22 protein-coding genes and 1 pseudogene are annotated in these 22,163 nt (G+C 68.1%); 14 read left to right on the plus strand and 9 right to left on the minus strand.

Translation table 11 applies throughout. The features are described from left to right. Window positions 1-113: 113 nt before the first annotated feature. From H0264_RS29550 to H0264_RS29580, 7 genes are all read left to right on the plus strand, one after another. Window positions 114-512 (plus strand): hypothetical protein, encoded by a 399-nt coding sequence (locus H0264_RS29550; protein WP_181580583.1) that lies wholly within the window; start codon window positions 114-116, stop codon window positions 510-512. Between the two features lie 95 nt (window positions 513-607). After that, a complete protein-coding gene (locus tag H0264_RS29555) occupies window positions 608-883 on the plus strand; it encodes a hypothetical protein (RefSeq protein WP_220139862.1) in 276 nt (91 codons plus the stop codon). A 135-nt stretch (window positions 884-1,018) separates the two neighbouring features. Continuing rightward, the gene (locus tag H0264_RS29560; protein ID WP_181580585.1) at window positions 1,019-1,888 is read left to right on the plus strand and encodes an alpha/beta fold hydrolase; all 870 of its coding nucleotides are present in this window, start codon (window positions 1,019-1,021) and stop codon (window positions 1,886-1,888) included. A 104-nt stretch (window positions 1,889-1,992) separates the two neighbouring features. Further along, a complete protein-coding gene (locus H0264_RS29565; RefSeq protein WP_181580586.1) occupies window positions 1,993-2,478 on the plus strand; it encodes a MarR family winged helix-turn-helix transcriptional regulator in 486 nt (161 codons plus the stop codon). A gap of 21 nt (window positions 2,479-2,499) precedes the next feature. Beyond that, window positions 2,500-3,801 (plus strand): FAD-dependent oxidoreductase, encoded by a 1,302-nt coding sequence (locus H0264_RS29570; RefSeq protein WP_181580587.1) that lies wholly within the window; start codon window positions 2,500-2,502, stop codon window positions 3,799-3,801. 122 nt (window positions 3,802-3,923) lie between these two features. Next, window positions 3,924-4,964 carry an MHYT domain-containing protein gene (locus H0264_RS29575; protein WP_181580588.1) on the plus strand — a complete coding sequence of 347 codons (1,041 nt, stop codon included), beginning with the start codon at window positions 3,924-3,926 and terminating at the stop codon, window positions 4,962-4,964. An 84-nt stretch (window positions 4,965-5,048) separates the two neighbouring features. Next, on the plus strand, window positions 5,049-6,641 hold the full coding sequence (locus H0264_RS29580; RefSeq protein ID WP_181580589.1) for a Na+/H+ antiporter: 1,593 nt from the start codon (window positions 5,049-5,051) through the stop codon (window positions 6,639-6,641). Here the strand turns inward: H0264_RS29580 and H0264_RS29585 are convergent. The 4 genes from H0264_RS29585 to eat are packed head-to-tail and all read right to left on the minus strand — an operon-like array spanning window position 6,638 to window position 11,048. Further along, window positions 6,638-7,276 (minus strand): YdcF family protein, encoded by a 639-nt coding sequence (locus H0264_RS29585; protein WP_181580590.1) that lies wholly within the window; start codon window positions 7,274-7,276, stop codon window positions 6,638-6,640. The genes H0264_RS29580 and H0264_RS29585 overlap by 4 nt on opposite strands. Before the next feature lie 57 nt (window positions 7,277-7,333). Further along, the gene (eutC, locus tag H0264_RS29590; protein WP_244975984.1) at window positions 7,334-8,194 is read right to left on the minus strand and encodes an ethanolamine ammonia-lyase subunit EutC; all 861 of its coding nucleotides are present in this window, start codon (window positions 8,192-8,194) and stop codon (window positions 7,334-7,336) included. A 23-nt stretch (window positions 8,195-8,217) separates the two neighbouring features. Continuing rightward, a complete protein-coding gene (locus H0264_RS29595; protein ID WP_181580592.1) occupies window positions 8,218-9,630 on the minus strand; it encodes an ethanolamine ammonia-lyase subunit EutB in 1,413 nt (470 codons plus the stop codon). Next, a complete protein-coding gene (gene eat / locus H0264_RS29600) occupies window positions 9,627-11,048 on the minus strand; it encodes an ethanolamine permease (RefSeq protein WP_244975985.1) in 1,422 nt (473 codons plus the stop codon). The genes H0264_RS29595 and eat overlap by 4 nt, the downstream gene beginning before the upstream one ends. A 79-nt stretch (window positions 11,049-11,127) precedes the next feature. Here eat and H0264_RS29605 point away from each other — a divergent pair, with 79 nt between their 5' ends. Then, window positions 11,128-11,976, plus strand: a complete 849-nt coding sequence (locus tag H0264_RS29605; RefSeq protein ID WP_181580594.1) for a rhomboid-like protein — start codon at window positions 11,128-11,130, stop codon at window positions 11,974-11,976. Here the strand turns inward: H0264_RS29605 and H0264_RS29610 are convergent. The 4 genes from H0264_RS29610 to H0264_RS29625 all read right to left on the minus strand — a co-directional run bounded on the left by H0264_RS29610 (window position 11,857) and on the right by H0264_RS29625 (window position 15,410). Further along, entirely contained in the window at window positions 11,857-13,062 is a 1,206-nt protein-coding gene (locus H0264_RS29610) for a cation:proton antiporter (RefSeq protein ID WP_181580595.1), read from the minus strand. The two genes, H0264_RS29605 and H0264_RS29610, sit on opposite strands and share 120 nt — an antisense overlap. A gap of 4 nt (window positions 13,063-13,066) precedes the next feature. Then, window positions 13,067-13,549, minus strand: a complete 483-nt coding sequence (locus tag H0264_RS29615) for a cation:proton antiporter regulatory subunit (protein WP_181580596.1) — start codon at window positions 13,547-13,549, stop codon at window positions 13,067-13,069. 154 nt (window positions 13,550-13,703) lie between these two features. After that, entirely contained in the window at window positions 13,704-14,072 is a 369-nt protein-coding gene (locus H0264_RS29620; RefSeq protein ID WP_181580597.1) for a DUF952 domain-containing protein, read from the minus strand. Between the two features lie 15 nt (window positions 14,073-14,087). Then, complete coding sequence (locus H0264_RS29625; protein ID WP_181580598.1) at window positions 14,088-15,410, minus strand: aldehyde dehydrogenase family protein; 1,323 nt, start codon at window positions 15,408-15,410, stop codon at window positions 14,088-14,090. A gap of 135 nt (window positions 15,411-15,545) precedes the next feature. On the opposite strand from H0264_RS29625, the gene H0264_RS29630 reads away from it, so the two are divergent. From H0264_RS29630 to H0264_RS29640, 4 genes and pseudogenes are all read left to right on the plus strand, one after another. Continuing rightward, window positions 15,546-16,580, plus strand: a complete 1,035-nt coding sequence (locus H0264_RS29630; protein ID WP_181580599.1) for an AraC family transcriptional regulator — start codon at window positions 15,546-15,548, stop codon at window positions 16,578-16,580. Window positions 16,581-16,984: 404 nt separating this feature from the next. Next, the gene (locus H0264_RS38820) at window positions 16,985-17,179 is read left to right on the plus strand and encodes a DUF7455 domain-containing protein (protein WP_231084934.1); all 195 of its coding nucleotides are present in this window, start codon (window positions 16,985-16,987) and stop codon (window positions 17,177-17,179) included. A gap of 286 nt (window positions 17,180-17,465) precedes the next feature. Then, window positions 17,466-19,194 (plus strand): annotated as a pseudogene (locus tag H0264_RS29635) (DEAD/DEAH box helicase). 1 nt (window position 19,195) lies between these two features. Further along, on the plus strand, window positions 19,196-19,756 hold the full coding sequence (locus H0264_RS29640) for a hypothetical protein (RefSeq protein ID WP_181580600.1): 561 nt from the start codon (window positions 19,196-19,198) through the stop codon (window positions 19,754-19,756). A gap of 128 nt (window positions 19,757-19,884) precedes the next feature. Here the strand turns inward: H0264_RS29640 and H0264_RS29645 are convergent, their stop codons facing one another. Beyond that, the gene (locus tag H0264_RS29645) at window positions 19,885-20,451 is read right to left on the minus strand and encodes a class I SAM-dependent methyltransferase (RefSeq protein ID WP_181580601.1); all 567 of its coding nucleotides are present in this window, start codon (window positions 20,449-20,451) and stop codon (window positions 19,885-19,887) included. 55 nt (window positions 20,452-20,506) lie between these two features. Here H0264_RS29645 and H0264_RS29650 point away from each other — a divergent pair, with 55 nt between their 5' ends. Then, entirely contained in the window at window positions 20,507-21,310 is an 804-nt protein-coding gene (locus H0264_RS29650; protein ID WP_181580602.1) for an AraC family transcriptional regulator, read from the plus strand. Between the two features lie 37 nt (window positions 21,311-21,347). Further along, window positions 21,348-22,067, plus strand: coding sequence for a haloacid dehalogenase type II (locus tag H0264_RS29655; RefSeq protein WP_181580603.1), 720 nt, complete (start codon window positions 21,348-21,350; stop codon window positions 22,065-22,067). Window positions 22,068-22,163 lie beyond the last annotated feature (96 nt).

The following is a 22,163-nucleotide window of genomic DNA, read 5'->3' on the forward strand; positions in this document are numbered from 1 at the left end:
TTGGCCGGGTTGTTTTCCTCGGGTGAGGACGCCGAGAGTTTCGTGGCTGCCGGGAGAGTGGGCATCAGGAGGGCGGGCTGTGGTTGTTGCTGCGGCGGTTGGTCGAGGAGCGGGTGGGCATCAGCGATCGGACTCGCGCCGAGATCGAAGTGCTGGCGGAGCAGTGGGGGTTGCGGTTGGCCCACCATGACGAAATCGTCTCGTGTGTCAGGGATTCCGGGGAGGAGGATTCCATTCGGCTGCTGCCGGAGGAATGCTCGGAGCCGGTCGATTCGGGGCGGCTCGGCATAGCGGACCCGGTACTGGAGGGCCTGCTTGTCGTTCCGTGGCTCGAATGCTTGCGATGCGGGCGGGTGCTGGCGCGGGTCCATGCGGAGGAGCCGTGGGGGGATTTGAGTTTTCAGGCTTCCTACTACATCGTCTGGCAGCCCACCGGGGCGTACGACGAGCTTCGGATCTTCGAGGAGCCAGAGTTGCACAGCGCCTTCGAATTGCTGCTGGCCTGCGGCTGAAGCAGTCGAGAACGAATAGGCACGGACATTCGGGCACAGGTCGATTCCAGACGCAGGCGGAGTTGGGACGCATGGGATCGCGGTACCGTCGGTTGATGAATTCGGTTGGCGCACTTGATCTTATCTTGGCCGTGCACCGTCAGGTCGGTGTTCCCACCCCGGAGCAACCGCCGCCGCAGGACAAGGCGCTGCGGCTGCTGCGATATGGGATGTGGCTCATCATGTTCTGCGGTCTGTTGAGCATCGTCTACTCGGTGTGGGATATGGCGACCGGCGGTCTACGGACCGCACCGGGGAGGCCACTCGGCTTTCTGATCGGCGGGGTCATCGCCCTCGCTGTGGGGTTGGCCTTCACTTACTCGATCGCGTGACGCTGGATGGCGATGGGCCGGGCGGAGGCTTCACTCCGCACGTAGGCGGAGATTTCGCTCCGACCGTGGACGGACGCGGAAGGGCGGGGAATCTGCCTACCATGCACGGCAGCCGGACCGATCGGGGAGACTGCCATGGCTGGAATCGCGTCGACGTTGCATGTTGCGGATCATTGGATCGAGGGGGTGCGGTGTGCCGTGCATGACAGTGGGCCCGGGGACGCCGGGGAAGCTGTGGTGTTCGTGCATGGGAATCCGGGGCCGATGGATGATTGGGCGGAGCTGATTCCGGAGATATCGGGGTTCGCGCGGGTGGTCGCTATGGATATGCCGGGGTTCGGGCGGTCGGAGCGACCGCGCACTTTCGATCACAGTATTGCGGGGCATGCGCGGTTTCTCGGGTTGCTGCTGGATCAGCTGGGGGTGGAGCGGGCGCATCTGGTGTTGCACGACTTCGGGGTGCCGTGGGGGTTGCGGTGGGCGCTGGACAATCTCGACCGGCCGGCAAGCCTGACATTCATCAATTGTGGTGTGCTGGAAGGGTATCGATGGCATCGGTATGCGCGGATTTGGCAGACCCGGGGGCTCGGGGAGCTGTTTCAAGCGATGAGCAATCCGCGGGCCATGCGGATCGCGCTCAATCGGGATAATCCGAAACCGTTGCCGCGCAACTACATCGAGCGGGTCGACAGCTTCGCGGACCGCGGGCACAAGCGGGCGGTGCTGGAGGTCTATCGCAGTTCGCGGGATCCGATCGGCGCGTTTCCCGAACACGAGCTGGGCGCGGAGGCCATCGCGGTGGCCGCGAAAGGTGTTCCGGTGTGCGCGATCTGGGGTGACGGCGATCCCTACATTCCGGCGAGTTTCGCGCGGCAGCAGCGGAACTACTTCCCCGACGCGGAGATTCATCTCCTCGAGGGTCTCGGGCATTGGCCGTTCATCGACAATCCGCAGGCCGTGTCGACGCCACTGACCTCCTTCCTGCGACGGCAGCTGCGCGCCTGATCATCGCGGCGCCTTCCGGCGCCGCTTCGCCAACCCTCCCCCGTATCGCGTCCGTTTTCCGCCAGACTCTTTTGTTTCACGCAATCAAGTTTTATATTTGTTCCATGCAAGCAAACAAGGACGAGGTTTCGCGGCTGGCCCGCACCACCTCCCGGTTCGCCGAGGCGATGCGGCAGGGCACGACGCGGGCATACGACCCGGTGCGGGTGGGTGTGCTGCAGGCGGCGGTCGAGGCCGGGCCATTGCGGGCCGGGGAGATCGCGGAGCGGCTGGACGCGCTGCCCTCCTCCATCACGCGGCATGTGCAGGCGCTCATGGATTCGGGGCTGGTGATCACCTCACCGGATCCGGCGGATCGGCGGGCGGTGCTGGTCGAGGCGACCGAGGCCGGGCGGGCCGAACTGGAGAAGTTCCTGGAGGTCGGCGATCAGGTGTTCGGCGCGGTGATCGCGGAATGGCCCGCCGAGGATGTCGTGACTCTTACCCGGCTGCTGGATCGGCTCATCGAGTCGTGGGGCGCGGCGGGGGCTCAGCAACAGCAGCGGGCGACCAAGCGGCGCCCAGGAGGGTTCGGCTGGAGCCGAATCTGATTCTCGGAGAGGACAATCGAGATGTCTACGAATCAACCACTGCATGTGATCGTCGCCGGCGGCGGGATCGGCGGGCTCGCGCTCGCCAATGGTTTGCGCCGCGCCGGGGTGAGCGTATCGGTGCACGAGCGGGAGACGCAGCGCACCGATCGGCTGCAGGGCTTCCGCATCCACATCGACCCCCATGGCAGCCGGGCGCTGGCGGAGATGCTGTCGCCGGAACTGTATTCGCTGTTCACGGCCTGCGCGGGGCGGGGCGGCAATGGGTTCGGAGTGATCACCGAGCAGATGAAGCCGCTGCTGCGGTTCGAGCCCGATGACTCGGCGGCGGATCCGGCCGGGGGCGGGCATTTCGGGATCAGCCGGATCACGCTGCGCCAGCTACTGCTCGCCGAGCTCGGTGGAATCGTGCACTACGGCAGCATGTTCGACCGCTATGAACAGCGGCCCGACGGGCGAATCGAAGCCTTTTTCGCGGATGGCAGTTCGCAGATCGGCGATGTGCTGGTCGGCGCGGATGGCGGCACCTCGCGGGTGCGTGCGCAATACCTGCCGCACGCCCAGCGCATCGAGACCGGAATCGTCACCATCGCCGGAAAGTACGCGCTGACGTCCGAATCCCGCGAACGACTGGACGCACGCCTGCTGCGCAATCCGCTCAGCGTGATTCCGCCCAGCGGATGCGGAATGTTCCTTGCGCCACACGAATTCGACATTCCGGTGGAGGCGGCCGGTCTGGTCGGCAATGAGGCGGGCCTCACACCGGGCACGCTGTTCGACAATACGCAGCCCTATGTGTTCTGGGCATTCGCGGCCAAGCGGGAACGCTATGGCACCGATCTCGAGCGGCTGGATGCCGGGCGACTACACGAGCTGGCGGTGCGGATGACGGCGGGCTGGGCCCCGGAGCTGCGTCGCCTGGTCGCCGAATCCGACAGCGACACAGCGACTCTCATTCCGATCAAGACCTCGGTACCGGTCCCGCAGTGGGAGCCGTCGAATGTCACGCTGCTCGGTGACGCGATTCACTCCATGACCCCGTTCGGCGGGATCGGCGCGAATACCGCACTGCGCGACGCGCAGTCGCTGTGTCGTGCGCTGGTCGGCGCGGACCGCCGCGAGCATGGTCTGCTCGAGGGCATTCACACCTATGAGACGCGGATGATCGACTACGGATTCGATGCCGTGCGCACCTCGCTCACCGCCGCCAATCAGGCGGTGTCCGATAGCCGGGTGGCGCGCACGGCGGGCAAGTTGTTCTTTCGCACAGCCAATGCCATTCCGTCGATGAAGCAGCGAATGTTCTCGCCAACCGCGAGTTAACTCCGACTGGAAAGGTTTTCGAGGAAACCTTCCCTCTCAATTTCCCAATCGGACAAGTGCCCGGTATGGTGCCCACGTCGCATGTCTCATTGCGAAATCCCCGTTCTGGCAATGGAGTTCGTGTGCTGGAGATTCACCACTTCAGCTACGGGTGGGTGACACCCGTGCTGGCCTACATCATGTCCGTGACCGGATCCCTGCTGGGACTCCGATGCACGGCACGCGCCCGCTCGGGGGACGGGCGCACCGGATGGCTCATTGCGGCCGCCATCGCCATCGGCGGGACCGGCATCTGGGTCATGCATTTCATTGCCATGCTGGGTTTTTCGATCCGCGGCGCGTCGATTCGCTACAACGTGCCGATCACGCTGCTCAGCGCGGTGATCGCCATGGTGGTGGTGTACGCGGGACTGTCGATCGTGGCGCGCGGGCGCTGGGGTTTCGGGTCGCTGCTGGCGGGCGGCGCGGTCACCGGGCTGGGCGTGGGGGCCATGCACTACTCGGGCATGTACGCCATGAAATCCGACGCGGTGATCAACTACAGCGCCGGCATCGTCACATTGTCCATGGTCATCGCGGTGGTGGCGGCGACGGCGGCGCTGTGGTTCACACTGCACATCACCGGGATCTTCGCCACCATCGGCGCGGCGTTGATCATGGGTGTGGCGGTGTGCGGCATGCATTACACCGGGATGGCGTCGATGAGCGCGCATCACTCGGGGCATTCGAGCATTCCGGCCGGAGCGGGCGCGATGGAGCTGCTGGCGCCGCTCATGATCACCGTCAGCATGGTGACCATGGTGTTGCTGATCCACGTCGGGCTCACCGAGGTGGACGAGCGCAGCCGGTTGGCGGAGCCGCAGCGGGCCAAGCCTGCCCGGCAGGACGCGTGGTCGCTGAAGCCGGATCAGGCTGCACGGCAGGAGAATCCGCCGGCGCGGCAGCATCCTGCGGCGGTGGCGCCGAACGCTGCGGGACCGCAATTCGGCAACCTCGCAGCAGCCGCCGATGGCCCTGCACCGCAAGGGAAGCCGACGATCGCCCCGCGTATCCCGGGCCGCTCGGGGCACGGCACGAACGGCTCGGCGCAGTCCGAGGGCTTCGGGCCGGGTCTGCCTTCGCGGGCTCCGGGTCTGCCCCGGGATCGCCGCAGCGCTTCCTGAGAACTCTGAGCGTTCCGCCAGGGAACCGCTGAGAGATGCGGCCGGTCGTTCGACTTTCGAGTTCATCGGCAGCAAACTGGCAGCGTGCACAACCAGTTGGAATTGATCTTCCTGGTCCTGTTCGCGACCATCCTGGCGCAGCCGCTCGGTAAACGGCTGGGCCAGGCGCCCGCGGTGCTCATGACCGCCTTCGGCGTGGTGCTGGCGCTCATCCCGGCGGTCCCGGAAATCCACATCGATCCGGATCTGATCCTGCCGCTGGTGCTGCCGCCGCTGCTGTACGCAGCGGCACGGCGCACATCATGGCGGCAGTTCGCGGACAACTGGGGCGCCATCAGCCTGCGGGCCGTGGTGCTGGTGATCGTGACCGCGGGAGTCGTGGGCTGGGTCTTCCACAGCTGGTATCCCTCGATTCCGATCGCGGCGGCCATCGCGCTGGGCGCACTGGTCTCGCCACCGGATCCGGTCGCGGTGTCGGCGCTGGCGGGCAAGCTCGGTCTGCCCCGCCGGCTGGTGTCGGTGCTCGAGGGCGAGGGCCTGTTCAATGATGTGACCGCCATCGTCATCTACACCGCCGCGATCAATGCGACGGTCACCGGCGCGTTCTCCACCTGGGGAACGCTGCGGGATTTCCTGCTGTCCGCGGTGGTGGCGGTGGTCGTCGGCCTGCTGTTCGGCTGGTCGGGCAGCAAGATCATGCGGCGGCTCGACGAGGCACCCTGGCAGGTGGCCTTGGGCCTGCTGCTGCCCTTCGCCGCCTACGGGGTCGCCGAGGCGCGCGACGGCTCCGCGGTGCTGGCCGTGCTGGTGTGTTCGCTGTATCTCACCGATGCCGCAACGGATTTCAGTGACAGCGACTATCGGCTGGTCGGCGACTCCTTCTGGGAGATCACCGAAATGCTGGTCACCGGTTTCGCTTTCGGCCTGATCGGCCTGGAGTTGAGCACGGTCCTGCGCGATGCGGGTCCGGACTGGCCGGGCTATCTCGGCGGCGCGGCCGTGGTGATCGCCGTCGTGGTGATACTGCGGTTGCTCTGGTTGCTCGGCACCACCGCCATCTTCCAGAGCTGGTGGCGGCATCGCGACGTCGACGAGCCCTACACCTGGCGCGAAACCATCGTCACCTGGTGGGCGGGCATGCGCGGTGTCGCGACTGTCGCACTGGCCCTGGCTGTTCCGTTCACCACCGACAATGGCGAGCCGTTCCCCGGCCGCACCGAAATCCTGTTCACCGCGTTCGCCGTGGTGTTGTTCACCCTGCTCCTACAGGGGCCCACCCTGCCGGCCGTGGTCCGCGCCACCGGTGTCCACGCCGACACCGAACAGGAGCGCGCCATCGAATTGCGTTTGTGGGGACGGGTTCTCAACGCCGAACTGGCTCGTCTGAAGGAGGTCGCCACCGACGAACAACTCCCCGACGACGTCTACGAACGCCTGCGCGACGGCCTCGAACGCCGCCTGGCCCAAGCCGATCCCGAAGCCGCCGACCGCAATGCCAAGGTCACCACCGACCGCACCCTGGCCTTCACCAAACGCATGCGCGCCATCACCAACGACGTCCTGGAAGCCGGTCGCACCGAAGCCCTGGCCGCCCGCCGCGAACCCGGCATCCCGCCCGACGTGGTCGACCGCGTCATGCGCCGCCTGGACCTGCGCACCAATGCCGGGCCTCCCTAACCGGCGAGACGCCGCCCGGCTCGCGACATCCGCACCGGAGTGACCAGCACCGCGATGAATTCGCGCAGGTAGGCGAACCTTGTCAGCAGCCGAGCCGTGCGCGCGCCGACGACCTCGGCGCGCAAACCCAGCAGGCGGATCAGCGCGGCGGTGCGCAATACATGAAAGTCGCTGGTGACCACCGTCATTCGCGCGCGCTCGGCATCGATGCCGCGAGCCTGCAACTCACGCACCGTGAATCGCAGGTTCTCCTCGGTATTGCGCGCCCGGGGCTCCAGCACGATGGACTCCCCCACCACGCCTGCGGCCTCGAGATATCGCCCCATGGCCTCGGCCTCGGTCACCGAATCCCCGTGCCCCTGACCGCCGGAAGCGACCACGACCGGCGCGCCCCCGCGTGCGCGCTCGGCTCGATACACCTCCACCGCGCGATCGAGACGCGTGGTCAGCAGCCGCCCCGGCGCTCCCGCACGCAGCTTGCAGCCGAGCACCAGCACGACGTCGGAACCCGGGCGAGGGCGACGCCGGGCGGAGCCCATCGTGTAGGCGGTGAAGGCGGCGAGCGGCCCCGCTACGAGCAGCCCCAACCCGGCCAGCAGCACACCGGCGACGGACAGCGGACGTTTCGGCGACATCACCGCAACCATACGTGCCGCGTCATCCGCGCGGCATCGTGCCCCGGCCGCGCCCGGCTAGGCCGCGCCGGGTTCGAGGATCAGGGAGGTCGCGGAATCGAGTGCCGAATCTCCGGAGGTGTCCTTGAGGTCGACGCCGGATCGGCCCAGTCGGCGTGCGCCGTCCACCAATCCGGCTGCCACCTGGGCGGCACGGGCATAGGCGAGGCCGTCCGGCGGGTGGATATTGGAGATGCAGTTGCGTTCGGAGTCGGCTCGGCCGGGTTCGGGGCGGTGGGTGAGGTAGATGCCGAGACTGTCGGCCACCGAGAGACCGGGGCGTTCGCCGATGAGGACGAGAAGTGTTGTGACGCCGAGGGCTTCGCCGATGTGGTCGCCGAGGGCCACCCGTGCCTGGGTGGCGATGACCGGAGGTGCGATGGTGTAGAACCGGCCGAGTGCGTCCAGCAAGGCCCCGAGCATCGGCACGGCGTGGTCGTTGAGTGCCCGGGGCGACAGGCCGTCCGCGAGCACGATCCCGATATCGGCCCCCGTCGGCTGGATGGCCGAAAGTCCTTCCCCGGCAAGGGCTCCTGCTTCTGCCTCGCCGGCAGGCACCGAGGCGGAAGTCCCAGCGGGGCGGGAGTTCTGCTCGGCGGGGAGCCTGCCGAGATCGGGACGGCGCAGATACTCGGACCGGTCGGCGGCGCGGCTGCGCACATGCACCGGCGCACCGCGTCCCACGGCCGTGACTCGTCCGGCGAGTGCTGCGACATCGAGTGGATTGTGGACGGCATCGCGTGCGGCGGCATGGGCCGCGCGGAAGGCCAGGACCTCGCTGGTCGGCAGCGCATCGCCGGTGCGGCCCAACCCGATCCGCGATTGGGTGGTGCGGCGCAGTTCGGCCCAGAAGTCCGAGGCGGCGGGCACGGTGTTCACCTGTTTCCTCCCTCCGGTGGGGTTCATCGGGCACTCGCCAGGGCACGCAGCGGCGAGGCCATCGGCTCCACCGGGAGGATGCGGCCGTCCGCGCCCAGCATGCCGAGGGTGTCGAGCCAGGCTTCGAATTCGGGGGCGGGCTTGAGGCCCAAGACTTTTCGGGCGTACAGGGCGTCGTGGTAGGCGAGGCTCTGGTAGCCGAGCATGATGTCGTCGGCTCCCGGGACGGCGATGACGAAGGCGCAGCCCGCCGCGCCGAGGAGGGTGAGCAGGGTGTCCATGTCATCCTGGTCGGCTTCGGCGTGGTTGGTGTAGCAGACGTCGACGCCCATGGGGAGGCCGAGGAGCTTGCCGCAGAAGTGGTCTTCGAGGCCGGCTCGAATGATTTGCTTTCCGTCGTAGAGGTATTCGGGGCCGATGAAACCCACGACCGTATTGACGAGCAGGGGGTCGAGGTCGCGGGCTACGGCGTAGGCGCGGGTTTCCAGGGTTTGCTGGTCGACCGGTTTGCCCGCGGTGCCCAGGTGGGCGCCGGCCGAAAGGGCCGAGCCCTGGCCGGTTTCCAGGTACATGACGTTATCGCCGACCGTGCCCCGACGCAGGCAGCGGCCGGCTTCGTTGGCCTCGCGCAGGAGTGAGATGTTCACTCCGAAGCCGGAATTCGCGCCCTCGGTGCCGGCGATGGACTGGAATACCAGGTCCACCGGGGCACCTTTCTCGATCAGGCCCAGGGTGGTGGTGACATGGGAGAGCACACAGGACTGGGTGGGGATGTCGAAGCGGCGGCGCACCTCGTCCAGCAGATGCAGCAGCTCGGAGGTGGCCTGCGGGGAGTCGGTGGCGGGGTTGATGCCGATCACCGCATCACCGCAGCCGAGCAGCAGGCCGTCGAGGACGGCGGCGGCGATGCCGCGCGGGTCGTCGGTGGGGTGATTGGGTTGCAGCCGGGTGGCGAGGGTGCCGGGCAGGCCGACGGTGGTGCGGAATCCGGCGCGGACCTCGACCGCCTTGGCGACCGCGATCAGGTCCTGGTTGCGCATGAGTTTGCTTACGGCGGCGACCATTTCGGGCGTGAGGCCGCGCGCTACCGAGGCCAGCACGGTGGCCGCGTCCGGGCGGGCGGCGACCTCCAGCAGCCAGTCCCGGAGCCCACCCACGGTCAGATGCGAAATCGCTTGGAACGCAACCCGATCGTGGCTGTCGATGATCAGCCGGGTGACCTCGTCGGTCTCGTAGGGCACCACGAGCTCGTTCAGGAAGGTGGTCAGCGGCACCTCCGCCAGCGCCCACTGCGCGGCGGCCCGCTCGGCGTCGGAATGTGCCGCGCACCCGGCGAGTTCGTCACCGCTGCGGCGCGGGGTAGCCTTGGCGAGCAGCTCCACCAGCCCGTCGAAGGTGTAGGTGGTGGCACCGATTCGCTGGTGGTACACCGTCATTCGAGTTCCTCCTCGGCGCGGGCGAGCACGGCGAACTCCTCGTCGGGTGAGTTGGCGACCAGCCGGTGCCTGCTGTACAGGCCGAAATACAGCATGAACACGCAGAAGGCGGCGAGGGTCCAACCGGCCGCGACGGGGTCGACCAGGAAGGTCGCCACCACCGCCACACAGGCGATGACGAGCGCGAATCCCGTGGTCACCATGCCGCCGGGCGTGCGGTAGGGGCGGCGCATGCCGGGTTCGCGCACCCGCAGCACAATGTGGCTCACCATCATCAGCACGTAGCTCAGCGCCGCGCCGAAGACGGCCATGTTCAACAACATCGCGCCCTCACCGGTCAGCGACAGCCCGAATCCGATGACGCCGGGCACGATCAGCGCCAGCACGGGGGCCTTGCGCGCATTGGTGACCGACAGGCTGGTGGGCAGATACCCGGCGCGCGAGAGCGCGAAGGTCTGCCGCGAGTACGCGTAGACAATGGAGAAGAAGCTGGCGATCAATCCGGCCAGGCCGATGTAGTTGACCGCGGTGGCCGCCGCGCCACTGCCGAGCGCCTCCACCAGCGGGTTGCCCGACTGCGAAAGCTTGTCCGCCCCAAGCGCTCCCGTGGACAGCACCAGTACCGCCCCGGCGGTGCACAGCAGCACCAGCATGGCCGCGATAATGCCCTTGGGCACATTCTTCTCCGGTTCCCGCGCCTCCTCGGCGGCCAGCGGCACGCCTTCGACGGCGAGGAAGAACCAGATGGCGAAAGGCACTGCCGCCCAGATCCCGAACGCACCGAAGGGCAGGAACGACGAACTGCCGACGGCATTCGCATCCACCGCAATGTCGGTGAGATTGGCGGTGTCGAACTTCCCCCACGCCACAGCGACGAAGATCACCAGGCCGACCAGCGCCACAATCGTGATGGCGCACATGACTTTCAGCGCCTCGCCCGCCCCGGCGAGGTGGATCCCGATGAAGAGCGCGTACACCGCGAGATACACCCACCACCCGTCGGTGATTCCGAACAGGTTCAGCGACTCCACATATCCGCCGATGAAGGTGGCGATGGCGGCGGGCGCGATCGCGTATTCGATGAGAACCGCTGCGCCCGTGGCGAATCCACCCCAGGGCCCGAGCGCCCGCCGCGCGAAGGTGTAGCCCCCGCCCGCCGCGGGCAGGGCCGCCGACAGTTCCGCCATGCCCAGCACCATGGCCAGGTACATGCCCGCAATGAGCACGGTGGCGATCAGCAGTCCGCCGAATCCGCCCTGTGCCAGACCGAAATTCCAGCCCGAGTAGTCCCCGGAGATCACATAGCTGACCCCGAGCCCGGCCAGCAGCACCCAGCCCGCCGATCCGGTGCGCAGGGTTCGTTTGGCCAGGTACTCGTCGGCGGCCCGGTCCTTCGATTGTGTCGCACTTAGTGTCACCTCCCTGATCCTCCGGACCCATGTTGCTGGCACGTAACCAGAGTCTTCCGTCGGCATTACCTCGCGTTACGATCGGCCGATGGCAGCGAGCACCTATCAGCCACCCTGGGTCCGCACCATCGACCTCGCGCAGGAGTGGCATGCCATCCGGGACTGGTGGCGGCACCCGCAGCGGATCCGCCGCGCCGTCGCGGCCTACCGGAATCTACTGGCCGTGGCCCCGGCGTCCATCGCCTACGCGTTCACCCTGTTCGTCACGTGGTGGACGCTGCGCGGCGCCAGCGATATGGTCGGCCGCCGCCTGATCCTGTCGGCGTCGACGAATCTGCGCAATCTGCAACGCGACCCGATCCAGGTGCTCGTCGCCTCCGCGTTCTGGACCGACGGCGGCTTCCCGTGGTCGGTCATTCTGGTCATGCTCACCTTCATGGCGCTGGCCGAACGCTGGCTGGGGTCGCTGCGCTGGATTCTGGTGGTGGCGACCGGGCATATCGGGGCCACGCTGCTGGTGGCGGTGGGCTTGGCGCACAAGGTGGATCAGCATCTGATTCCACTGCGCGTGACGGTGGCCACGGATGTCGGTCCCAGCTACGGGATCTCGGCGATGCTGGCGGTGCTGACCTTCCGCTTGCGCGGCCGGGCGCGGCTGGCCTGGGCGGGCGGGCTGCTGGTCTTCTACGGCCTCGCGCTGTGGGACGACCGCACTTTCACCGACTACGGCCACCTGTTCGCGCTGCTGATCGGATTCGCGGTCGGCGCGATCGCGGTGACGGTGTCCCGCCGGTTGCTGTCGCTGCTGCGGCGACGGTCAGCGCCCGACCGCGTCGGCGGTGGCGCCGGGACCGGCGGTGGGCCGCGCCCGCTGGAAGAACTGGACCGCGGGCTCGACGACGCGCGCGGCGATCGGACCGAGCACCGCCATCAATAGCACGTAGGCCGAGGCCAGCGCGGCCAGCCGGCCGTCCACCCCGCCCATCGAAACCGCAAGTCCGGCAATGACAATGGAGAACTCACCGCGCGCGACCAGGGCCGCGCCGGCGCGGGCGCGGCCCATGCGGCGGATGCCCTGCCGCTGCGCCGCCCACCAGCCGGTGCCGAGTTTGGTCAGCGTCGTCACCACGGCCAGCAGCACCGCCCACCCGAGCACCGGCGGAATCGCGCGCGGGTCGGTATTGAGCCCGAAGGCCACGAAGAATATGGCCGCGAACAGATCTCGCAGCGGTTCGAGCAGTTTGGCCGCCTGCTGCGCGGTCGATCCGGAGATGGCGATGCCGAGCAGGAACGCGCCGACGGCGGCCGAAACATTCAGCGCCGCGGACGCACCCGCCACCAGCAGGGCCGCGCCGAGCAGTTTGAGCAGGAACACCTCATTGTCGTTGCTGTCCACCACCGCCGACACGTACCGGCCGTAACGCAGGGCCACCACGAGCACGACGGTGATGGCGAGCAGGGCGATGCCCAGCGATTTCAGCCCGGCCGCGAAGCCGACCCCGGCCAGCACCATGGTGAGGATCGGCAGGTACACCGCCATGGCGAGATCCTCGAACACCAGGATGGACAGGATCACCGGGGTTTCCCGGTTACCCAGCCGACCGAGGTCGTTGAGCACCTTGGCCACGATGCCGGAGGACGAGATATAGGTGACGCCACCCATGGTCACCGCACCGACCGGCCCCCAGCCCAGCAGTAGCGCCACCAGCACGCCGGGGGTGGCATTGGCGACGATGTCGAGCAGACCGGCCACCCAGGAGCGGCGCATCCCGGTCACCAATTCGGCTGCGGTGTACTCCAATCCGAGCAGAAGCAGCAGCAGGACCACGCCGATCTCCCCGGCGAGATGCCCGAATTCGGCGGCGGCCTTCATCTCGATCACGCCGCCCGTGCCGAAGGCGAGTCCGCCCAGCAGATACAGCGGGATCGGTGACATGCCGAACCGTCCGGCCACCCGGCCCATCATGCCGAGCGCGAACAAGATCGCGCCGAGCTCGATCAGGGCTAGCGCAGTCGCATCCACGCGCTCAGCCGTCGGAGAGGATCCGCGCGGCCGCGTCGAGGCCGTTCGGGGTGCCGACGACGACCAGAAGGTCCCCGGAATCGAGCACGAAGTCCGGTCCGGGTGAGGGATTCAGCTGCCCGGCGCGCATGACCGCGACGATGGAAGCCTTCGTGCGAGTGCGCATCCCGGTCTCGCCCAGCATGCGCCCGCGGTAGGGAGAATCATTGTTGATGGGCAACTGCCGGGTGGTGATGCCGGGCAGATCGCGATGGTCTTCCTTGAGCTTCTCCACCAGTTGCGGCGCGCCGAGCAGATTGGCCATCACGGCCGCCTCGTCGACGGTCAGCGGCACCTGCGCGAGGCAGGCGTCCGGATCCTCGAGCTGCGACACGATCAGATCGATGGTCCCGTCCCGGTGCGCCACGACACCGATCCGGCGCCCCGACCGCACCTCGAAGTCTTTCCGCACACCGATCCCGGGCAGCGCTGTCACATCGACGTTCACGCCTCCACCCTAGGACACGCCACAACCGACACGCCGGAAGCTGTGCCTTTCCCAGGGGCTCCGCCCCCGGACCCCCGGAATCGGGGGCGCTGCCCCCGGCCCCCGTTACTGGGTGAGGGTTCTCGAGGTGGGGTTCGAGGGCCTCGGCGGGCGCTCAGCTCTCGACCAGCGGCGCGAACGTCCCCTCGGGGCCGGGCCGAAACGGGGTCGCCTCGACCACGGCACGCAGCGGCAGCGGGCCGTACAGGTGCGGGAACAGCATCGACTCGGGATCGCCCGGCACACCCGGCTCCCATTTCACCGGCGACCCGAGGCGCTCGGGATCCAGCCACAGCAGTACCAAATCGTCGCGGCCCCGAAAGAGCCGATCGGCGGGCAGGTGCGCCTGGTGGGTGCCGGACAGGTGGATGAACCCGACCTCCGCCAGCGAGGCCGCCCGGTACTCCCCCGCCTCCTGGGCGGCCTCCCATTCCGCGCGAGAGCAGATGTGCACCAAGGTCTTCGGCGTCGGTTCGGTTCCCATCCGCCCCACACTAGGTCAGTAGGGCACGGGCGGGGCTATGTGCATGGATACGTCGTTGACGCCGACTCGGATGGGGGCGAAGCGGGTGGCGGCGCGGAGGGCGGCGGTGGTGTCGGAGGTCCAGAGGCTGGCGCAGGGGCCGGTGGGTGGGCGCAGGGCGAGTTCGAAGGCTTCGCCCGCGTCGGCGACGCGGACCACCGGGAGGATCGGGCCGAGGGTTTGCTGGGTGAGGACGGACATGGTGGGGTCGGCGTCGGCGAGGACGGTGGGCTCGAAGGTGTGGCCGGCACCGGTGCCGCCGCAGCGGAGGGTGGCGCCTTTGCGGAGGGCGTCGCGGACCTGGTCGCGAATGCGGGCGACCTGATCGGCCGAGGTCATGACACCGCTGCCGGGTTCGTCGCCGGTCATGGGGACGAAAGCGGCGGCCTCGTCTACGAGCCGGCAGAGAAACGGTTCGTAGACACTGCTTTCCACGTAGATGCGCTCTACGGAATTACAGGTTTGCCCCGAATGTGCCAGTCCACCCAGAGCAATACAGGCCGCCGCCTGATCCAGGTCGGCATCCGCGAGGACCACCGCCGCGGATTTCCCACCCAGATCCAGACAGCACGGGATCAACCGGCCGGCCGCGCGCAGCGCGACCACCTTGCCGGTCTCCACGCATCCCGTGAAACGAACGAAGTCCACACAGTCGAGCACGGCGGGCCCGGCATCGTGGCCTGTCACGGTCTCGAAAACCGCTGGGGCGCCGATGCTTTCCCAGCCTCGGGCCACCGCGCGCATGGTGAGCGGCGTCTGCGAGGAGGACTTCACCACGACGCCGGCGCCGGCCACGAGCGCGGGCACGGCGTCGAACATGGCCAGCGCCAACGGATATGTCCACGGCCCGATGATGCCGACCACCGCGCAGACGCGATCGGCCACCGCGAGCTGCATGGCGGCGGCGGGGCGCAGGGACAGTTGCGGGTAGCGGCCGCCGAGGAAGTCGGCGGCGTGCGTGCGGTAGTGGTCGAGGGTGTCGATGGCGAGCTCGAACTCGGCCTCGGCGTCGGATTCCGGTTTGCCGGTCTCGGCGGCGAGCAGCCGTACCAGGCCATTCCGGTTGTCCAGCAACCAGTTCCGGAATGTCGTGAGCCAGTGCACCCGCCCGACGACGCCCAGGGAACGCCATAGGTCGGTGTTGCTCCGCAGTCGATCGACGGTGTCGAGCACCCGCTCGGGGGTGTCCGGGGGGAGGGTGTCGATCACCCGGCCATCGGCGGGCGCGATCACGGTGAGCATCGGCGTGCGGACCTTTCCGGCATCCGGCACCTGGTGCGTGGAGCGCACTGCGTGCATGAATCTCACCGTATGACTGGGGGTTTCGGCCAACCAGCCCACAATCGGCCAGGAATCGACGAATATGGGCCGCACCAGGCAACTTACCGGCCGGTAACAGCCTTGCGGACGCCGAAAGTTTGCGAGACTGCTCGAGTGACGGAAGAGTTGGGGCAACTGCGTTCCATCACCAGCACCACGCTGCTGGTCGATTTCGCGATCGGCCGCGGCCTGCCGTTGCGAACCGTCCTGCAGGGCACCGGCATCGGCGAAGCCGACCTGCGCGATCCGGGCACCGAGATCACCCTCGGCCAGGAGTTCACGCTACTGCGCAATGTCGTCACCGCCACCGACGACGAACCCGGCATGGGTCTGCTCGCCGGGCTGCTCTGCCATCCACCGTCCATGGGCGTCTTGGGTTTCGCATTGATGAGCAGTCCCACCATGCGCCACGCCATGGAGGTCGCCCTGCGCTATTCGGACCTGTCGTTCACCGCCGCCCGGCACTGGGTGGAGGACCGTGGGCCCGATGTCTGCGTCGTGCGCGACGACAGCTTCCTGCCGCCGGAGATCCGCCGCTTCTGCCTGGAGCGCGATCTGGCCGCCATCGCCACCGTGCAACAGGATCTGATTCCCATCCGCTTCCCGGCGGTGCGCGTCGAGCTCTATGTCGATCCGCATCCCATCTACGAGATGTTCGGCGCGGTCTTCGGCGTCGAGGACGTGCGCTTCGGCATGCCGCAGTCGCGCATGTTCTTCAATGCCGCCAGCCTGGAAACCCCGCTGCCGCAGGCGAATCTGTCCACCGCCCGCTTCTACGAGCAGCAGTGCGCGGATCTGATGGAGTCGCGCCGCAGCCGCAGCGGCCTCAGCGGCCGGGTCCGTCAGCTGCTCATCCGGCACGGCGGCTCCGCCGATCAGACCCGCATCGCCGCCGACCTGGACGTCAGCGTGCGCACCCTGCGCCGCCGGCTCGCGGAGGAGGGCACCACCTTCCGCGAACTGAGCACCGAGACCGTCGGCATGCTCGCGGAGGAACTGCTCATCGCCGGTCTCACCGTCGAGCAGGCCGCCGACCGTCTCGGCTACGCCAGCGTGTCGGCGTTCGCCTCGGCCTTCCGTTCGTGGAAAGGCCAGTCCCCCGGGCACTTCGGCCGACTGCACCGCGGCCGCTCCGCCGTGCGCTCCTAGCCGCCACACCCGTCTGCCCTGCACCGCAACCACTCTGTCGCCGAGCCGATCCCGTCGTGGCTATGTGCTTGCTACCTCGTGCCCGCACGGTTATCCAATCGGAGTGTGGGTGTCGGCCGTGCCGGGTAGTCTCCCGATAGACAACTCGATCAGCGTGGTACGGGAGCGGTTCCAGGGCTCCCCCGGTTATTCCCCCAGGCCTGTTCGCTTTCAGCGAAACCGCAGGTCGTGTTAGGCAAAACACAGAGGAAACTCTTCGGGAACAAAGACCGATAACCAAACGTCTGACAGAGTAGTCATCAGCCACTGCTGGGAAGTAGCGGTAGCGAGGTTCGCGGAGTGGACCGCGAGCCCCCACACTTGGCGAAGGGTGTGCGAGCATCCGGAGCCGGGACGGAGGAGTCATGCCAGGAACCCTGACAAGCACCCCACTGACCGCGGTCGACCGTTGTGACCGCTGCGGCGCGGGAGCACGTGTACGTGCAACCCTTCCCGCAGGTGGTGAGTTGCTCTTCTGCCAGCATCACGCCAATGAGCACATGGATCGTCTCCGTGAGCTCGAAGCCGTGATCGACACGGAGTCGGCACCGGCGCTGTAACAGCTCCTCCAACTCGAGGGCTTCGGACAACAGCCTCGAGGGGTCCGCTCGACAACTTCATCTTCCCAACAGAACACCCGGCAGCGGGCGACCAGCAGGTCGCCCGCTGTCGCGTTTTCCGGGGACGGGTGGCCGGGGGCACGAAATCGGGTCGCCGGCCATGTGATGTTTCGCCATGTGCACGATCGGCGCGGATTGGATACAACCGAAGCTGCTCACCCGTTGCCGATCGAATCGAGGGGTCCCGCTGTCTTCCCTACAAGCCACCTATCTGCCTGATCAGCACATGTTCGCGGTCTGGGCGTGGAACGGGGTCGCACCCGGGGACGCGCCGGAGGGGATCGGGGAACGGGACACGGTCGAACTGGTCGTGCCCGGGCCGGACGGGCTCGCGGTGCGGGAGGTGCCGTGCGCGCTGGTGGAGCCGGGGCGGTTCGCGGGGTTACAGCTCGCGAAGGCCGGGGCGTCGGTGCGGACGTGGCGGGCCGCGTTCGACGGTGAGGCGGTCGCCCTGCCACCGGCCGCGCACGCGGTGCCCCAATGCCGCGGGCACGGCTGTTGTCGCCGCAGGGCGGGCGCTGGATGCGTTCCAGGGGACGCTGGCGCTGGACGGTGCCCTGCGGTCGGCGCTGAAGGCGGAGCTGCGGCCGTACCAGGCGCGCGGGATCGGGTGGCTGCACGAGACCACCGCCGCGCACGGCGGGGGTGTGCTCGCCGATGAGATGGGGCTCGGGAAGACCGTGCAGGCGATCGGGTTTCTGCTCGGGCGGGTGCAGGAGGGGCCGCAGGTGGTGGTGTGCCCGACCTCACTGGTGGGCAACTGGGTGCACGAGATCGAGCGGTTCGCGCCGGGACTGACGGCGCATGCGTACCGGGGTGGAGAGCTGCCCGAGGTGTCGGCCGGGACCGTGGTGGTGACCGGGTATCCGACGCTGCGCGGGCACGGCGGGGTGCTGGGGGAAACGTCCTGGGCGAGCGCGGTATTCGATGAGGCGCAGGTATTGAAGAATCCGCGCACGCAGGTGTCGAAGGCGGCGCGGGCGATTCCGGCCACGGTGCGGGTGGCGTTGACCGGCACGCCGGTGGAGAACCATCTCGACGAGTTGTGGGCGCTGCTGAATCTGGTGGCGCCGCAGGAGTTCACGCACAAGGCGCAGTTCCGGCGGCGGTTCGTGAAGCCGATCCACGAGGGGTCGGCGGCCGCGGTGATCCGGCTGCGGGACGCCCTAGAGCCGATTGTGCTGGCGCGGAGGAAATCTCAGGTGGCGACCACGCTGCCGCCCAAGATTCACACCGATCTGGTGTGCGATCTGACCGATGAGCAGGAGCGGCTCTACGATCGGCTGCTCGACCAGGCCGAATCGGAGGGCTTCGGGTCGGGGGCGCAACGACATTCGCGGGTGCTGGCGGTGCTCACCGAATTGAAGCAGGTGTGCAATCATCCCGGGCTGATCACCGGCGAGCTGGATGAATTGCCGGGCCGGTCGGGCAAATTCGATGTCTGCTTCGATATTCTGGCCAACAATGTGGAGGCGGACGCGCCGACGCTGGTGTTCACCCAGTATCGGCGCACCGGGGAGTTGCTGGTGCGGCAGTGCGCCGAGCAATTCGGGGTGACGGCGCCGTTCTTCCACGGCGGGCTGAATCAGGCCGAGCGCGGGGATATCGTCACGCGGTTCCAATCCCCCGACGGCCCACCGATTCTCATTCTGAGTTTGAAGGCGGCGGGCACCGGTTTGACGCTCACCCGGGCCGCCGATGTCATTCATTTCGATCGCTGGTGGAATCCGGCGGTGGAGGCGCAGGCGTCGGATCGCGCGCACCGGATCGGGCAGACCCGCACGGTCACCGTCACCACGCTCACCTCGGGCACGACCATCGAGGAGCACATCGCGGGCATGCACGACCGGAAATCGGCGCTGACGGACCTCGCCGACACCGCCGGGGTGGCCGCACTGGCCCGCCTCGACGACGACCGCCTGCTCGAGATGCTGCGCCGGAAGCGAGCCAACTGATATGCCCGACAACGACTTCGGATACACCGCCTGGGGCAAGGACTGGGTGCGCCTGGCCGAGCCGCTGAAAGTCACCAGACCCGATCCGCTGCTCCCCCGCGCCCGGCGCATCGCCCGCCTCGGCGAGGTGCGGCTGGAGATCGACGGCGTGCACGTGCGCGCGTCGATCCACTACGGCGCGAAAGCCTCGGTCACCTATCTGGAACTGACGCCCCTGCCCGCCGCGACCGTGCAGGCCATCGCCGAGGTGATCCCCGCCGACGCGCTCACGCTCGCCGACGAGCTGCACACGACGTTGCGCGCGGCCGGGATCACCGTGGCCCCGGTCCTGGCGAATGTCGACTGCTCGTGCAGCGCCCGCACCCCGCGCTGCATCCACCTGCTCGTCACCTGCTACACGCTGGCCCTGCGGGTGGACGAAACACCCTGGCTCGCTTTGGATCTCCAAGGTTATCGACTGCCCCGCACCGGCGAAGAGCAGCCTGCCGGAGTACCCGCGCCACGCTGGACGCCGCTCAGCACCCTGGATCCGATGACCTTCTTCGAGATGCCCGCCGGCTGAGCGAGTAACGCCCACTCGTCATCCCGGCATGTTTTTGGCCGGGATCCACACAGTCGGCGGCACGGCCGACAGCGATGGATTCCGGCTAAGAGCACGCCGGAATGACGGGGGAAGCACGCTCGCCGGGATCACTCCTTACGGGCGGAGAAGCGGAACATGGTTGGGGCGGTGGCGATCTCGATATCGGTGAAGCCGAGGCGCTCGAGGCGGCCGGTCAGCGTGTCCGGCGGGACCGGGACGCAGGTGTCGCCGATGTGCATGAGGCGGAAGGCGGTGCTGTCCAGGCCGTCGCTGCCGGCGAAGACGCCGCCCGGTCGCAGCACCCGGAACGCCTCGGCGAACAGTGCGTCCTGTGCGGACGGTGTCGGGACGTGGTGCAGCATGGTGAAACAGACGACCGAGCTGAACTCCTTGTCCGGCAGGGGCATCGCCGTGCCGTCGCCGTCGATGACACGCAGCTCCCCCGCGTGCCGGGTGCGCAGGCGGGCGGCGAGCTTCGAGTCGATCTCGAGACCGGTGAGCAGCGGCGCCCGCTCGCGCAGGGTGCGCACGTTCGCGCCGTAACCGGGGCCGACTTCGAGGGCATTGTCGCCGAGGTCGACCTCGCGCAGCGCCCACGGCACGATACGGGTCGCGGTCAGGCGCTCCCAGATGGAGGAGCGGCAGCACAGCTGGTGAAAGATGTTCATCCCCATGCCCGCAACGCTAGGCAGCACCGGTCGTGGCCGCGACGGCCTACAGTGACAAACCATGTCGCCGAACGGTCATCGCCGGACACCCGCGCCGCCGTCCGGCGACGCTGAGAGCATGGTCATCTCCGCGCCCGCCGGTCCCACGGCCATGGTGTTCGGGGCGGGTGCGCTGCCGGCCGGGCTGTGGTTCGACGAGCACGCGCATCCCCAGCACCAGATCGCCTGGGCCACACGGGGTGTGATCACGGTGGAGATCGGGGACGGGCGCTGGGTGCTGCCACCCACCCGGGCGCTGTGGATTCCGGGCGGGATGCGGCATCGCACCGGCACCTCCGAGGGGGCGATGATGAGCGGCATCTATCTGGAGCCGGATCGCACTCCGGTCGCCTTCCCGGCGCCCACCATGCTGCGTGTGAGCACGCTGCTGCACGAACTGTTCGGTCACCTCACCGCCGCGACCACCACGGCCGGGCAGCGGCAGCGCGCCGAGGCCGTGATCTTCGACCTGCTGCAGCCGGTGGATGTGATTCCGGTCGGTGCGCGCATGCCCGAGGATGCCCGCGCCCGGCGGGTCGCCGACGCGCTGCTGGCCGATCCGGCCGATCCGCGCACGCTCGAGCAGTTCGCCCCGTACGCGGCGGCGAGTCCGCGCACGCTGGCACGCGCCTTCCTCGCCGAGACCGGAATCACGTTCGGCCACTGGCGAACTCAGATACGGCTGGCGGCCTCGCTGCCACTGCTGGCCGATGGCCTGCCGGTGGCCCGGATCGCCGCGCGCGTCGGCTACGCCACGCCCAGCGCGTACGTGGCGGCGTTCCATCGCGAGGTCGGGGTCGCACCCGGGCGCTACTTCGCCCGCTGAACCGCCGCCGTGCACGCCGCTGTGCTTGGATTCGATCATGATCAACCGGGGGCTCACACAGGTGCGGGCACTGCTGTTCGATGTGCAGGGCACGGCGGCGGACTTCCATTCGGTGGTGCGAGCGGAGGCGCGGCGGATCGCGGGCGACCGCGACACCGTGGACTGGACCGAGTTCGTCGACCGCTGGCGGGCGAAATACTTCACGACGCTCGAGGCCGCGAACCCCGGTGACGGCGAATGGCTTTCGGTGCATTCGGTGTATCGCGACGCGCTCGACCGGCTGCTCGCCGAATACGGCGTCGACGACCTCGGTGAAGATGAGCGCGAGGATCTCACCCTGGCCTGGCAGCGCATGACGCCCTGGCCCGACGCGGTGCCCGGATTACAGCGGCTGCGCACCCGATTCACCCTCGCGACCCTGTCGAACGCGGATGTGGCCGCGGTGGTGAATATTTCGAAGCGCGGCGGGCTGCCCTGGGATGTCATCTTCACCGCCGAGATGGCCGGAGCGTTCAAACCCGATCCGGCCGCCTACGGCATGGCGGCACGCTATCTGGGCCTGTCACCGCGGGAAATCATGATGGTGGCGTGCCACAAGTACGACATTCGCGCGGCGTCGGCGCTCGGATTCCGGACCGCATTCGTCACCCGCCCACTCGAATTCGGACCGACCGGCACGGTCGATGTGGAATACAGCGACGAATTCGATATCAATGCAGAGGATTTCGTCGATCTGGCCGAACAACTCGGTTGCTGACCGACCCGATGAACGGGTCTTCGCAGCGAGGCATTCACCTTTCGTAAACCGCTGCGGCGGCGCGAATCGCGTGGCAATGTGTGCGCCCGGCCGGTC

It is taken from the genome of Nocardia huaxiensis (assembly GCF_013744875.1).
In the GTDB taxonomy this organism is placed as follows: Bacteria; Actinomycetota; Actinomycetes; order Mycobacteriales; family Mycobacteriaceae; genus Nocardia; species Nocardia huaxiensis.

What these genes read in the sequence shown, in the direction of transcription:
- H0264_RS29555 (WP_220139862.1), top strand. Translation starts at nt 608, where the DNA reads ATGAATTCGGTTGGCGCACTTGATCTTATCTTGGCCGTGCACCGTCAG.
- H0264_RS29560 (WP_181580585.1), top strand. Translation starts at nt 1,019, where the DNA reads ATGGCTGGAATCGCGTCGACGTTGCATGTTGCGGATCATTGGATCGAG.
- H0264_RS29565 (WP_181580586.1), top strand. Translation starts at nt 1,993, where the DNA reads ATGCAAGCAAACAAGGACGAGGTTTCGCGGCTGGCCCGCACCACCTCC.
- H0264_RS29570 (WP_181580587.1), top strand. Translation starts at nt 2,500, where the DNA reads ATGTCTACGAATCAACCACTGCATGTGATCGTCGCCGGCGGCGGGATC.
- H0264_RS29585 (WP_181580590.1), bottom strand. Translation starts at nt 7,276, where the DNA reads ATGTCGCCGAAACGTCCGCTGTCCGTCGCCGGTGTGCTGCTGGCCGGG.
- H0264_RS29595 (WP_181580592.1), bottom strand. Translation starts at nt 9,630, where the DNA reads ATGACGGTGTACCACCAGCGAATCGGTGCCACCACCTACACCTTCGAC.
- H0264_RS29605 (WP_181580594.1), top strand. Translation starts at nt 11,128, where the DNA reads ATGGCAGCGAGCACCTATCAGCCACCCTGGGTCCGCACCATCGACCTC.
- H0264_RS29620 (WP_181580597.1), bottom strand. Translation starts at nt 14,072, where the DNA reads ATGGGAACCGAACCGACGCCGAAGACCTTGGTGCACATCTGCTCTCGC.
- H0264_RS29625 (WP_181580598.1), bottom strand. Translation starts at nt 15,410, where the DNA reads ATGCACGCAGTGCGCTCCACGCACCAGGTGCCGGATGCCGGAAAGGTC.
- H0264_RS38820 (WP_231084934.1), top strand. Translation starts at nt 16,985, where the DNA reads ATGCCAGGAACCCTGACAAGCACCCCACTGACCGCGGTCGACCGTTGT.
- H0264_RS29640 (WP_181580600.1), top strand. Translation starts at nt 19,196, where the DNA reads ATGCCCGACAACGACTTCGGATACACCGCCTGGGGCAAGGACTGGGTG.
- H0264_RS29645 (WP_181580601.1), bottom strand. Translation starts at nt 20,451, where the DNA reads ATGGGGATGAACATCTTTCACCAGCTGTGCTGCCGCTCCTCCATCTGG.
- H0264_RS29650 (WP_181580602.1), top strand. Translation starts at nt 20,507, where the DNA reads ATGTCGCCGAACGGTCATCGCCGGACACCCGCGCCGCCGTCCGGCGAC.
- H0264_RS29655 (WP_181580603.1), top strand. Translation starts at nt 21,348, where the DNA reads ATGATCAACCGGGGGCTCACACAGGTGCGGGCACTGCTGTTCGATGTG.